The sequence below is a fragment of the uncultured Marinobacter sp. genome, from assembly GCF_913055835.1.
Classification (GTDB): Bacteria; Pseudomonadota; Gammaproteobacteria; order Pseudomonadales; family Oleiphilaceae; genus Marinobacter.
Window position 1 is genome coordinate 125,853 of the sequence record NZ_CAJXKQ010000001.1, and the last position, 13,064, is coordinate 138,916.

Annotated in this window: 13 protein-coding genes and 1 pseudogene; 7 read left to right on the plus strand and 7 right to left on the minus strand. The window is 57.7% G+C overall.

Annotated elements, in window-relative coordinates; genetic code table 11:
* The first annotated feature begins 31 nt into the window (after nucleotides 1-31).
* A complete protein-coding gene (locus QZ534_RS00675; protein WP_296930142.1) occupies nucleotides 32-541 on the plus strand; it encodes an acyl-CoA thioesterase in 510 nt (169 codons plus the stop codon).
* 7 nt (nucleotides 542-548) lie between these two features.
* Here the strand turns inward: QZ534_RS00675 and paaX are convergent, their stop codons facing one another.
* Complete coding sequence (gene paaX / locus QZ534_RS00680) at nucleotides 549-1,517, minus strand: phenylacetic acid degradation operon negative regulatory protein PaaX (protein WP_296930145.1); 969 nt, start codon at nucleotides 1,515-1,517, stop codon at nucleotides 549-551.
* A gap of 304 nt (nucleotides 1,518-1,821) precedes the next feature.
* Between paaX and QZ534_RS00685 the strand changes: the two genes are divergently transcribed.
* From QZ534_RS00685 to QZ534_RS00710, 6 genes and pseudogenes are all read left to right on the plus strand, one after another.
* The gene (locus tag QZ534_RS00685; protein ID WP_296930147.1) at nucleotides 1,822-2,979 is read left to right on the plus strand and encodes an ABC transporter substrate-binding protein; all 1,158 of its coding nucleotides are present in this window, start codon (nucleotides 1,822-1,824) and stop codon (nucleotides 2,977-2,979) included.
* 82 nt (nucleotides 2,980-3,061) lie between these two features.
* Nucleotides 3,062-3,937 carry a branched-chain amino acid ABC transporter permease gene (locus QZ534_RS00690; protein ID WP_291906228.1) on the plus strand — a complete coding sequence of 292 codons (876 nt, stop codon included), beginning with the start codon at nucleotides 3,062-3,064 and terminating at the stop codon, nucleotides 3,935-3,937.
* Complete coding sequence (locus QZ534_RS00695; RefSeq protein WP_296930150.1) at nucleotides 3,937-4,944, plus strand: branched-chain amino acid ABC transporter permease; 1,008 nt, start codon at nucleotides 3,937-3,939, stop codon at nucleotides 4,942-4,944. The genes QZ534_RS00690 and QZ534_RS00695 overlap by 1 nt, the downstream gene beginning before the upstream one ends.
* Nucleotides 4,941-5,699 carry an ABC transporter ATP-binding protein gene (locus tag QZ534_RS00700; RefSeq protein WP_291906224.1) on the plus strand — a complete coding sequence of 253 codons (759 nt, stop codon included), beginning with the start codon at nucleotides 4,941-4,943 and terminating at the stop codon, nucleotides 5,697-5,699. The genes QZ534_RS00695 and QZ534_RS00700 overlap by 4 nt, the downstream gene beginning before the upstream one ends.
* Before the next feature lie 38 nt (nucleotides 5,700-5,737).
* Nucleotides 5,738-6,166, plus strand: a pseudogene (locus QZ534_RS00705) (hemerythrin domain-containing protein); the annotation flags it as partial.
* Nucleotides 6,167-6,376: 210 nt separating this feature from the next.
* Entirely contained in the window at nucleotides 6,377-7,081 is a 705-nt protein-coding gene (locus tag QZ534_RS00710; protein WP_286810315.1) for an ABC transporter ATP-binding protein, read from the plus strand.
* Nucleotides 7,082-7,202: 121 nt separating this feature from the next.
* Here the strand turns inward: QZ534_RS00710 and paaZ are convergent, their stop codons facing one another.
* From paaZ to paaA, 6 genes are all read right to left on the minus strand, one after another.
* Complete coding sequence (paaZ, locus tag QZ534_RS00715; protein ID WP_296930155.1) at nucleotides 7,203-9,248, minus strand: phenylacetic acid degradation bifunctional protein PaaZ; 2,046 nt, start codon at nucleotides 9,246-9,248, stop codon at nucleotides 7,203-7,205.
* 87 nt (nucleotides 9,249-9,335) lie between these two features.
* Entirely contained in the window at nucleotides 9,336-10,415 is a 1,080-nt protein-coding gene (paaE, locus tag QZ534_RS00720; protein WP_296930157.1) for a 1,2-phenylacetyl-CoA epoxidase subunit PaaE, read from the minus strand.
* Between the two features lie 13 nt (nucleotides 10,416-10,428).
* Nucleotides 10,429-10,998, minus strand: a complete 570-nt coding sequence (paaD, locus tag QZ534_RS00725; protein ID WP_296930160.1) for a 1,2-phenylacetyl-CoA epoxidase subunit PaaD — start codon at nucleotides 10,996-10,998, stop codon at nucleotides 10,429-10,431.
* Nucleotides 10,982-11,746, minus strand: a complete 765-nt coding sequence (paaC, locus tag QZ534_RS00730) for a 1,2-phenylacetyl-CoA epoxidase subunit PaaC (protein WP_296930163.1) — start codon at nucleotides 11,744-11,746, stop codon at nucleotides 10,982-10,984. The genes paaD and paaC overlap by 17 nt, the downstream gene beginning before the upstream one ends.
* Nucleotides 11,747-11,758: 12 nt before the next feature.
* Nucleotides 11,759-12,040, minus strand: coding sequence for a 1,2-phenylacetyl-CoA epoxidase subunit PaaB (paaB, locus tag QZ534_RS00735; protein WP_069182872.1), 282 nt, complete (start codon nucleotides 12,038-12,040; stop codon nucleotides 11,759-11,761).
* A 17-nt stretch (nucleotides 12,041-12,057) separates the two neighbouring features.
* Nucleotides 12,058-13,050 (minus strand): 1,2-phenylacetyl-CoA epoxidase subunit PaaA, encoded by a 993-nt coding sequence (gene paaA / locus QZ534_RS00740; protein ID WP_202347783.1) that lies wholly within the window; start codon nucleotides 13,048-13,050, stop codon nucleotides 12,058-12,060.
* Nucleotides 13,051-13,064 lie beyond the last annotated feature (14 nt).

A 13,064-nucleotide genomic window follows, 5' to 3' on the forward strand; every position in this document is an offset into this window, starting at 1 on the left:
TCGAGATTTCGTTTAAAAGGAGAGGGGCATCATGCCTGGAAAACCTTCAAAGCCCGTATCGGCATCGGCCATCGAGAAGCACGTCTACAAGGTGTTTCCGAACGACATGAATTCCCATAACACGGTATTCGGGGGCATGATCATGGCAAAGTGCGACCGGCTGGCGCTGGTTGTGGCCGAGCGGCATTCTGCCCATGTCTGCGTGACCGCTGCGGTGGATTCAATTCACTTCAGGGCGCCGGCGAAGGGTAACGATACGCTTTTGTTCAGCCTGTCGCTGAACCGGAGCTGGGGTTCCTCCATGGAGATTGGTGCGAGGGTAGAGGCGGAGAACAGTTACACCGGCGATACCCGGCACATTCTCTCGGCCTTTTTTACATTTGTCGCGCTGGACGAACATGACCGGCCTGTGGACGTGCCCGAGGTGATTCCGGAGACTGACGAGCAGCGCCGCCGATTCAAAAATGCCCAGATCCGTCGCGAAGGGCGCCTGGAGACCAGAAAGCAGCTTTCATCCGCTGATGACTCATCATCTGGCTGATCAGCGTTTATAGCACTTCCGGTTCTGTTTGCGCCTCACCCTGGGACGCAGTATCTCTCAAACCACCAAAGCGCTTGTAGAACTTCTCGCCGGGGCCAGGGAGGGGGCCGGACGCATTCTCCAGATTCTCGTCGAGCCACTGCTCGGCGCGTACGTAGATCTGCCGGTACAGGTTGCGACACAGCTGCTTGGCACTGCGACCTTCCCAGTCTCCGGGTAACAGTTCATCCGGCAACAGCGGATCCCTCAGAAGGATCTTGCGGTATTCGTGGATCAGAAGTATGCGGAGAATCAGGCACTCTTCAGGGCTGAGGGTGTCTTCCGACTGAAGCTCCCGCCACAGTGGGCGGAACTGGCTCAGAAACCGTCGGTACCGGCCGCCGAGTTCCTCAAGGTTCCAGCTCTCCCGGACCTGCAGTCTCAGGGCCCTTGGGCTCTTCTGCTCCATGGGCATGGTCTGCATGACAATGGTGTCTTCCAGGGCGCCCCATTCCTGCAGCATCGGAATCAGCTCGCTGCGGGTAAACCGCGGGTGTTCCATCAGCCCTGGGGCCATGCTGCCAAAACTCAGCCATTTCAGCTCTTCCCGAACCTTCTGTCTGAGCTCTGGTGACAACTGGTTCAGATACACCAGGCACCAGCTCCCGCTCCACTCCTCGGTGTCCAGGTTATAGACGTGCTGGAAAGCCTGCTCGAACCGGCGCAGGCCAGGTCCCGTGAGGCTGTAGTAACTGCAGCGCCCCACCTTTTCTGTCTGCAACCAGGATTCCTGAACCAGGCGATACACCGACGTGCGTACCAGTCGTTGACTGATTCCCATGGGTTCAACCAGCTTCATCAGGCTTCCCAGCCAGACATTGCCACCCCGGGGAACGATGGCATCGCCATAGATGGTAATGATGAGGGAGCCTGCGCGCAGCGGCCGCTTTTTCTGGAAATTCTTGACGAGCAATTCTAGCTGGCTTTTTGCAGTCATGGCCTGAGTTCGCAAATAAGAATCAATGAAACACGTTGCACGTATTATGCGGTTCTTACGTGTCAGGTAAAGGCTTGTCTTTCTATTTACCGCGCTGGCACGTTGCGCCAGTGTCGGCTTTACTGAAAGAGCTGTGGCCGAGTGCCGTGAAATCGGTTGACACGAGAGTTATGATACAATAACTTCGTTTGATATTCGTCAATGGTATCGAATTTACCGGTAGCGAACATCAGGAGTGCTGTAATCAGGGACGACCGGAAAACCATAAATTCAAGCCCCTGCACAATTCGGGAGAACAAAAACAATGTTTAAAACAGTGATTCGTCGCGCAGGAAAATGCGCAGCCGTAGCAGCAGCCAGTCTCATGATGATGAGCGCCCAGGCTGCGGATCCCATCAAGATCGGGTCGTTCCTGTCGGTGACAGGCCCGGCATCCTTTCTCGGTGATCCCGAGCTGAAAACGCTCGAGATGTACGTTGAAAAAATCAATGAAGAAGGCGGTGTTCTTGGTCGTCAGCTGGAGCTGATTCACTATGACGACGTTGGCAACGCTTCCTCTGCCCGTAACTTTGCCAGTCGCCTGATCCGTTCAGACCAGGTCGATATCATCGTCGGCGGCAGTACTACCGGCGCCACCATGGCGGCGGTTCCTCTGGTTGAGCAGGCTCAGGTTCCGTTCATCTCTCTGGCCGGTGCGGTGGTTATCACCAATCCTGTCAAAAAATGGGTCTTCAAGACGCCCCAGACCGACCGGATGGCCGCTGAGCGGATTCTCGCGGACATGAAAGACCGCGGTATCACCAAGTTTGGTCTGATCTCCGGTACTGGCGGATTCGGCAGCTCCGGTCGCACCCAGACTCTGGAAGTCGCCGAGCAGATGGGCATGGAAGTAGTGGCCGATGAGACCTACAGCGGATCTGATACAGACATGACCGCCCAGCTGACCAATATCCGTAACACAAGTGGTGTGCAAGCGGTCCTGAACTTCGGTTTCGGTCAGGGTCCGGCCATCGTGACTCGCAACTACGCGCAGCTGGGCATGGAACTTCCGTTCTACCAGTCTCACGGTGTTGCATCTGACAGCTTCCTGGAGCTGGCTGGCTCTTCTGCCGAAGGTCTGCGTCTGCCTGCCTCTCCGCTGCTGGTTCCGGATTCCCTGCCGGATGATGATCCCCAGAAAGAAGTGGTTCAGAACTACAAGGCTGAATACGAGGCCCGTTGGGATTCCAAGGTATCCACCTTCGGTGCCTACGCCTACGACGGCCTGATGCTGGCAGTTCGTGCGATGGAAGAAGCCGGTTCTACCGATCCGGAAGCCGTTCGCAACGCGCTGGAAAACATCAATGGCTATGTTGGCGTAACCGGTGTGTTCAACATGTCACCGGAAGACCACAACGGCCTTGATCCGGAATCCTTCCGCATTCTGGAAGTCCAGAACGGCGAATGGAAGCTGATTAACTGATACTCCTTTAACCTGTCTCGCGGCTGGCGATGCTCCTCCCCCTGGAGCAATCGCCAGCCGATGTTCGACCGGAACCACCGCTATGCTCGCAGAATTCTTACAGTACCTGTTCACCGGGATTACTATCGGTGCGACCTACGCCCTGATAGCCCTCGGCTTTACCCTGATCTATAACGCCAGTCACGTCATCAACTTCGCCCAGGGCGAGTTCCTGATGATTGGAGGCATGGCCACGGTTTCCCTGACGGCCATGGGTGTGCCCATGATTCTCGCAGTCGTGTTGGCTGTGATTCTGGCCGGCATCCTCGGTATTGCCCTGCAACGTTTCGCGATTGCGCCGGCCAAGCAGGCCGATGTTGTAACTCTGATTATTATCACCATCGGTGCGTCGATCTTCATTCGTGGTATTGCCCAGATTGTCTGGGGCAAGGAATACCATGTGATGCAGAATTTCAGCACCGACCAGCCCATCGAGGTGTTTGGCGCGGTGTTGAACAGCCAGAGCCTTTGGGTGCTGGGAATAGGTGCGATCCTGGTGGTGGGCCTGGTGCTGTTCTTTACCAAGACATTGATTGGTAAAGCTATTCTGGCTACTTCCATGAACAAGGAGGCTGCACGACTCGTTGGTATCCGGACCCAGATGGTTCTCATGCTGGCGTTTATGGTGTCAGCACTGTTGGGTTCGGTGGCCGGAATCGTCGTGGCACCGATTACGTTCACTTCCTACGACATCGGTATCATTCTCGGGCTGAAAGGATTTGTCGCCGCTGCGATTGGCGGTCTGGGCAGCGGTGTCGGTGCGGTTGTCGGCGGTCTGTCTCTCGGTATCGTTGAAGCCATGGCGGCCGGCTACATCTCATCCGATTACAAGGATGCCGTGGCATTCTCCATGATCCTGCTGGTGCTCTTCTTCATGCCCCGTGGATTGTTCGGTGCCAAGGTAGTGGAGCGCGTCTGATGTTGAATACGTTTATGCAGTCGCGTCTCCGGGGGCTGATTATTCTTGCCCTGATTCTTGTCATTCTTCCCGCATTTCTGGGCAACCCGTTCCATTACGAGCTGGTTACCCAGATGGCGATCATTGCCGCTACGGTGGTTGGTCTTAATCTGCTGGTGGGTTTTGCTGGCCAGATCAGTCTTGGCCACGCCGGTTTCTTCGGGCTGGGCGCTTACTTTACCGGTATCGCGACCGGCACCTATGGCTGGTCTTCGGTGCCCGCACTGGTGGTGGGTGCCATTGCTGTGGGCGCTATCGCCTGGATTGTGGGTCGTCCAATTCTGCGCTTGAAGGGCCACTATCTTTCCATGGCCACCCTCGCGGTGGGCTTCATTATTGCCATCATCCTCAACAACGAGCGGGCACTGACGGGCGGGCCGGACGGCATGCCTGTGCCGGCGTTTGAGGTGTTCGGCTGGCAACTGAGCACTTTCGGCAGCTATTCGCTGTTTGGAATGGAGATTGAAGGCTTCCAGGCCTGGTATATCTTTGCCAGCGTTGTGCTCCTGGTGGCGGTGTGGTTTGCCCTGAACCTCATCGAGTCACCCATTGGCCGGGCGTTGCGTTCGGTTCATGGCTCGGAAGTAGCTGCCAGTGTTGTCGGTGTGAACACAGCGAAGTACAAAAGCCTGGTGTTCGTGATTTCTGCGATTTACGCCAGTCTCATGGGTAGCCTGTATGCCCATTTCCAGGGCTTCATAACGCCCGCAGTAGCAAGTTTCGAATTCTCAATCCTTTTCATCACCATGGTTGTACTGGGTGGCATGGGATCGACCTTCGGAGTGATTCTCGGTGCCGTGGTGCTGAAACTGCTGCCCCAGGTTCTGGCGGATTTCCAGGAGCTGGAACACGTGATGTTTGGCCTGATCCTGATGCTTACGATGATTTTTATGCCCAAGGGGCTGCTCCCGACTCTGAGCGCTTTTGTTTCCAAGAAAATGCGGAAAAAAGCCGGAGGTGAGGCATGACAGCACTTGTTGAGGTCAAAGGGCTGGATAAAGCCTTTGGTGGTGTGCATGCGGTCGAGGGGGTCAGCTTCTCTGTGGAAGCCGGGCAGGTCTATTCCGTCATCGGTCCCAACGGTGCCGGCAAGACAACACTGTTCAACCTGATCACCGGCCTTTATACGCCGACCAAGGGTGAGATCCTGCTGAACGGTGAAAGCACCGCAAAACTGGAGCCGAATGAGCTGGCTGAGCGGGGCATGTGCCGCACCTTCCAGCAGATGCAGATCTGCATGAACATGACAGCGATCGAAAACGTGATGCTGGGTCGGCACCTGCAGCTCAAGAGCAATCTGTTTACCACGCTGTTCCGCCTGCCTTCCCTGCGCCGCAACGAAGCGGCGGCTCGCAAGCGTGCGGCGGAACTCATGGAATATGTAGGATGCGGCGACTACCTGGATGCCGAAGCCTCGGCGATGTCCTATGGCGCGCTGAAGCGATTGGAGATTGCCCGGGCACTGGCGGCAGAACCCAAGGTTATTCTATTGGACGAGCCAGCGGCCGGTTTGAACGCGGTTGAAACCGCGGCGCTGGAAGAACTGATCCGGAAGATTGCCGATCAGGGAACCACGGTCATGCTGGTTGAGCACGACATGAAACTGGTGATGGGTATATCCGACCGGTTGCTGGTGCTTAACTACGGCCGTGTTCTGGCTGAGGGGACCCCCGAGGAAATCCGCCAGAACCCGGATGTTATCGCCGCCTACCTGGGTGGCTGAGCAAGGAGACATTTCACATGAGCGAGCAAAATACTGAAATGGCGCCTGCCCAGTCACGCAGCGAGCAGGCCGTACGGATTATTGTTCATGAACACCAGGCGCTGTGGCGGATTCTCGATCTGCTGGACCAGTTGCTGAGTGATATGAACCTCAACGATCAGCGCCCGGATGAGCGGCTGCTGACCACCATTTTCGATTACATTCAGCACTTCTCCCAGAGGGTCCACAGCACGCCCACGGACATCGAGCTTTACAAGCGGCTCAGTGAGAAGTCCCCCGAGACAGCGCCCCTGCTGGAGAAGCTGGCGAAGGGCTATGTCATTGGTCATGAAAAGCTGGTGGAACTCCGCCGTTTGCTGACTGACTGCGAGCAAAACTGGCCGGAAGGCCGAGAGGAGTTCAGTCATGCTCTGGCGCGCTTTACCGAAGCCCTGCGCAAGCATATCCGCAAGGAAGAGGGCGTGGTCATTCCGCGGGCCCGTAAACTGCTGACCGAAGAAGACTGGCAGCAGATCATTGAAGCGCGCGACGTGGAAAATGATCCGCTGTTCGGTGAGCGCGTTCGGGAAGAGTTCCGGGAATTGCGGCACCAGATTGTCAGCTACACCCCGGAGAAGTTCGGTGGACTGGGGCTCAAGCACGCGGACCGGGTAACAGCACCGCACGCCAAAGAGGAAATGCTGTCCATCAAGGGGCTGGTGACGTCCTACGGTCAGATCGAAGTTCTGCATGATGTGGATATTCACATCAACAGCGGTGAGATCGTATCACTTGTTGGTGCCAACGGTGCCGGCAAATCCACCCTGCTGATGACCATTTCCGGTCTGCAGCCCACTGACCGCGGTGCTATCACCTTCGAAGGCAAGGATCTGTCCAGGATCAGTGCCGATCAGCGAGTGGCTGAAGGCATTGTTCAGGTGCCCGAGGGCCGGCAGGTTTTCAAGGACCTGAGTGTGCACGACAACCTGCTGTTGGGTGCCTACACCCGGGGCAAAACCCCCGAGGTGATGGACGATCTGGAACGGATGTATACCAAGTTCCCGATACTGCGCCAGAAACGCCATAACCTGGCGGGTGAACTCTCCGGTGGTCAGCAGCAGATGCTGGCTATGGGGCGCGCCCTGATGGCCAAGCCGAGGCTGCTGCTTCTGGATGAGCCCAGTATGGGGCTGGCGCCACTGATCATCGAGGAGATCTTTAACATCGTTAAAGAGCTCAAGGAAGAGGGTATCACCATCTTCCTGGTGGAGCAGAATGCGTCCCAGGCGCTGGCACTGGCCGATCGCGGCTATGTGCTGGAGACCGGCAAAGTGGTTATTGAAGGCTCGGGCCGTGAGCTGCTCAGCAACGAGAAGGTCCGGGAGGCCTACCTGGGCATGTAACCGCTGGGTATTTTCTTCTGACCAATAAAAGGGGGACAGGTCTTGCGACCTGTCCCCCTTTTATTTGCCTGACGCTTTCTCCCTGGGGTCCAGGACAGGGAGAAAGCAGGGAAGCCCGGAGTTACTCGGGCTTCTTGGCAACCAGTGTCAGGATGTCGTAGCTCGCAACCAGTTCGTCGTTCTGGTTGGTCACCTGGACATCCCATACAACCACACCCTGGGGGTGGCCGTCGGGGGATGTCCGACCCTGATCGATCTTGCGCTTGCACGTCAGCCGTGCGCGGATGGTATCTCCCGGCGCAACCGGCTCAATGAACCGCAATGTATCCAGGCCGTAGTTCGCCAGCACCGGACCTTCGCCCGGGGAAACGAACAGCCCGGCCGCGGCCGACAGTACAAAGTAACCGTGGGCGATGCGCTTGCCGAACTGGGATTCCCGGGCGGCAAGTTCATCAAAGTGCATGTAGAAGTGGTCACCGGACAGGCAGCCGAAGTTCACGATGTCTGCTTCGGTCACCGTGCGGCGGTGCGTCAGCAGCGACTCGTTGATCTGCAGGTCTTCGAAATGGCGACGGAACGGGTGAACTTCAGTCTCAATCACGTTGGCACCGCGCACGTACTCGCGGGTTACTGCGGCCAGCATGCTCGGGGAGCCCTGGATTGCGGTGCGCTGCAGGTAATGGTGAACCGCACGGATACCACCCAGTTCCTCACCACCACCGGCGCGCCCGGGGCCGCCATGCTTGAGCATGGGCAGTGGCGAGCCGTGGCCGGTGGACTCTTTCGCGGCTTCGGCATCCAGCAGGTGCAGACGGCCGTGGAAGGCAGCCAGCAGTGGTGCGACCCTGCCAGCAATGGCGGGATCCCGAGTAGTCAGGGTGGTGACCAGGGAGCCGCGGCCTCTGGAGCACAATTCAACGGCGTCCTCGATGGTGTCGTAGGGAATCACCGTAGCCACGGGGCCGAACGCCTCAATGTCATGGGCGCCACAGCCGTTTTCCGGGTTACGGCACAGCAGCAGGTGCGGTTCGATGAACGCGCCCTTCTCGGTGCCATCGCCAGTCGCCTTGAAGCTGCCGTCACCACCAACTACCAGCTCGCTGGTCTTGAGCAGTTCCTGGATATTGGCTTTGACATCTTCCAGCTGGTCGATGGAGGCCAGTGCACCCATGCGAACGCCTTCGACAGAGGGATCGCCGACGGTGACCTTCGACAGACGCTCTTTGAGCTTGTCGCAAACTGCATCTACCTGGTCTTTCGGCACCAGGACACGCCGGATGGCGGTACACTTCTGACCGGCCTTGGCGGTCATTTCACGTCCAACTTCCTTCACGAAGACATCGAATTCCTCGTGCTCGGGAGTCACGTCTGGGGCGAGGATCGCACTGTTAAGGGAATCCGCTTCGGCATTAAAGGGAATCGAACGGTTGATGATGTTCGGGTGGTTACGAAGCTTGCGCGCGGTGGCGGCGGAGCCGGTAAAGGTAACCACGTCCTGCTCTTCCAGATGGTCGAACAGGTCACCGGTGCTGCCGATGATCAACTGCAGACTGCCTTCCGGAAGCGCGCCTGATTCCTGCATCAGGCGAACGGCCAGTTCCGTCACATAACAGGTAGAGGTGGCCGGCTTCACGATGGACGGCATACCTGCCAGGAACGTGGGTGCAAATTTTTCCAGCATGCCCCACACCGGGAAGTTGTAGGCGTCAATGTGAACGGCAACGCCACCGCGTGGTACCAGGATATGGGTGCCTGCAAAGTGGTTGTTCTTGCCCAGTGGAGTCACCGGGCCTTCGTGCACCACGTTGCCAGAGGGCAGCTCGCGCCGGCCCATGCTGGCATAAGAGAACAGGGTGCCGAAGCCGCCATCGATATCGATGCCGTTGTCGCCCTTGGTGGAACCGGTGTGCATCGACAGGGCATAGAGCTCTTTCTTGTGTTCCTGGAGGTACAGGGCCATGGCTTTCAGGGCCAGGGCACGCTCCTGGAAATCCATCGCCATCAGGTTTTTACCGCCAACCTTGCGGCCATACTCAACGGCGTTCTTGAAATCGAGGGTGTCGTCGTGGGTATGGGCGACGATTTCGCCGTTAACGGCGCTTGGCAGAGCCTTGGCAGGCTTTTCACCGACCCACTGGCCGGCAATAAAACTTTTCAGGACTGACATGGGAAACTCCATTCGTTTCTGAAACGCGAAGGCAAGTCCCGCTGCTGCGGGACTTGCCTTGCACTGGTCTTGTTCTGGGGGTGGAAACTACATCTCGTCGTAGTCCAGAACCACCTTGTCGCTGATCGGGTAGCACTGGCAGGAAAGCACGTAACCGGCTTCCACCTCGTAGTCTTCCAGAGCGAAGTTCTGGTCCATCTCCACTTCGCCTTCCACCACCTTGGCGCGGCATGTGGAGCAAACACCGGCCTTGCACGAATAGGGCAGGTCAGCACCTTCTTCGTTGCCGGCATCCAGAATGCTCTTGGTGTCGCGCACCAGCGGGAAAGTCAGGGAACGGCCATCGGCAATCACAGTGACTTCGCTGATCGACTGGGGATCCACATGGGCGGGATCCCGGTCTTTCCGGGGCTGCGGTTTGCCACCGGCCGGGGTAAACAGCTCGAAGTGGATCTTGCTCTTTTCCATGCCGTGGTTCAGCAGAGAGTCCCGCACGGTTTCCGTCATCATCTGCGGGCCGCAGATAAACGCAGCGGTCAGCTCCTTGGCGTTGATCCAGTGATCGAACAGCTTGTCGCACTTTTCGTGGTCGATACGGCCGTTGTACAGGTCTATGTCCTGCTCTTCACGGGTGAAGATGTACACCAGGTTCAGGCGGGACATGTACTCGTTCTTCAGGTCCTGCAGCTCGTCACGGAACATGGTGCTGCTGGTGGCCTTGTTGCCGTAGAACAGGGTAACCTCGCTCTTGGGCTCGGTTTCCAGGGTGGTCTTCACGATCGACAGGATCGGAGTAATACCACTGCCGGCGGCAACCGCCAGGTAGTTGCCCTCACGTTCCGGGTCCAGATCAATGGAGAAATGGCCCTGGGGCGGCATGACTTCGAGAGTCTGGCCGGGCTTGAGCTGCTCGTTGGCAAAGGTGGAGAAGCGACCGCCGGGAACCTGTTTCACGGCAATGCGCAGTTCCTTGTCATTGACGCTACGGCAGATCGAGTAGGAACGGCGCACTTCCTCGCCATCCAACTTGGTGCGCACGATCAGGTGCTGGCCCTGCTGGTAATGAAACTTGTCTGCCAGATCTTCCGGCACGTCAAAAGCAAGTGATACGGCGTTTCTTGTTTCAGGTCTGACCTCTCTGAGGGTCAGTGGGTAAAATTTGTTCATGATCGTATCGGCTCTAGATGCATTTGAAATAGTCGAAGGGCTCGAGGCATTCCTTGCAACGATAAAGGGCTTTGCAGGCGGTGGATCCAAATTCGCTGACCCGTTCGGTATCCTGGCTGCCGCAGTGAGGGCATGTAAGGACTTCCGATTCCCCGAGCAGGCTCATTTTGCTGGAGCTGCCAACGGGCGGGGCGATGCCAAAAGCCCGGAGCTTTTCTTTGCCTTCGTCTGTGATCCAGTCGGTGGTCCAGGCAGGGGTCAGCACCTGATTGATTTTCGGGTCCCGAAAGCCCGCAGCACGCAGGGCTTCGGCAATCAGCTCTTCAATCAGTTCAGTGGCCGGGCACCCGGAGTAGGTCGGGGTCACGTCAATGGACAGCTCTTTGCCGTCCCAGTGAACCGCCCGAACAATACCGAGCTCCACGACACTGATGGCCGGCACTTCGGGGTCTTTGACCTCCTCAAGAAGTGCCCAGATGTCGTCCTCTGTCAGCAGATCGGGGCGGGCATTTGCCGGCACCCGATCACTGGCAATCAGAATGTCGACAGCTGACCGGCTGTCTGAATCACCATGTTGTGGCATCGGGATAGGCCCTCTGCAGGAACTGCATTTCTGCCAGGATGAAACCAAGGTGCTCGGTGTGCTCGCCGTGCTTGCCACCCATGTACATCCAGGCGTCTTCTGCGCCCGGCGTCAGGGTTGCCTGGGTAAGCACTTCATTGACCATGCCGCGCCAGTCTTTGGCCAGCTGGTCAGGATCCGGGCCAATGCCAGCCTCGGCCATCACACGATCAGTGTCGTCCGGAGTGATCAGCTCACCGGTAAAGCGCCAGAGGATATCCACAGCATCCTGCATGCGGCGGTGGCTTTCTTCGGTGCCATCGCCCAGACGCTTCACCCACTCCGAGGAACGACGCAGGTGATAAGTCACCTCTTTCAGCGACTTGGCGGCGATGCCGGCAATGCGCTCATCACTGGATTCGGTCAGGCTCTTGAGCGTGAAGTAGTGGTACACGTCGAAGAAGAACTGACGGCCCATGGTGACCGCGTAATCCTCGTTGGGCTGCTCGGTGAGCAGCAGGTTACGGTAGTCGTGGGCGTCGCGACGGAAGCACAGCTTGTCGGCATCGCGGCCATCATCAATCAGCTCGGCTGCGTACTCGTACCAGTTGCGGGCCTGGCCGACGAGATCGAGGGCAACGTTCATCAGAGCCATCTCTTCCTCAAGTGCCGGGGCCTTGCCGCACAATTCGCACAGGCGCTGGCCGAGGATCATGTCGGAATCCGCCAGGCGCAGCAGGTATTCCTTTAATGCTTCTGCTTGTGTCATGGGTAACGCTCCTTACATGTGTCCGACTTCATCGGGCAGCTTGTAGAAGGAAGCGTGCCGGTAAACCTTGTCTTCCGACGGATCGAAAAGCACTTCCTTCTCGTCGGACGCGGACGCCGTGATGGTGTCGGAGGGCACAACCCAGATGCTCACGCCTTCGTTGCGGCGTGTATAAAGGTCACGGGCGTTCTCCATGGCCATCTCGGCGTCAGCAGCGTGAACGCTGCCAACGTGCTTGTGGTTCAGACCGTGCTTGGATCTTACGAAAACTTCGTAAAGGCGCCATTCAGCCATGTTCTATTCCTCCGGTATCAAGCGGCTTGCGCGCGCTGTTTTTGTTTTTCGGCGTAGGCGACGGCCGCTTCGCGGACCCATGCGCCTTCATCAATTGCGTTCTTGCGAGTCTTGATGCGCTCGCGGTTGCAGGGGCCATTGCCCTTGAGAACGTCGTAGAACTCCTGCCAGTTGATTTCACCGAAATCGTAGTGGCCGGTTTCTTCGTTCCACTTCAGGTCGGGATCCGGCGCAGTGCAACCGAGGAACTCGAGCTGCGGCACGGTCTGGTCAATAAACATCTGACGCAGTTCGTCGTTGCTCTTGCGCTTGATCTTCCAGGCCATGGACTGCTGGGAGTTCGGGGACTCGTCATCGTGCGGGCCGAACATCATCAGGGCCGGCCACCACAGACGGTTAATGGCGTCCTGCACCATGGCTTTCTGCTCCTCGGTGCCTTCGCGCATCATGTCCAGCAGGATCTGGTAACCCTGACGCTGGTGGAAGCTTTCTTCCTTACAGATGCGGATCATGGCGCGGGAGTAGGGGCCATAAGAGGTCCGCTGCAGCACCACCTGGTTCACGATGGCGGCGCCATCCACCAGCCAGCCAACAGCACCCATATCGGCCCAGTTCAGGGTCGGGTAGTTGAAGATGCTGGAGTACTTGGCTTTGCCCTGATGCAGCTTCTCGATCTCTTCGTCACGGTCAGCACCCAGGGTTTCCATGGCGCTGTACAGGTACAGGCCGTGGCCCGCTTCGTCCTGGATCTTGGCCATCAACTGGAGCTTGCGCTTGAGAGTAGGCGCACGGGTTACCCAGTTGCCTTCCGGCAGCATGCCAACCACTTCGGAGTGGGCGTGCTGGGAAATCTGGCGAATCAGGGTCTTCCGGTAGCCTTCCGGCATCCAGTTTTTGGGTTCGATTTTGGTTTCGGCGTCGACCTTTTCCTGAAACTCGCGCTCTTCAGGCGACATCTCTTCTTTGGTCTTCAGGCGCTTGGCGCCGGTTTCAACGAGCTGGGCGTACATAAACAAATACCTCC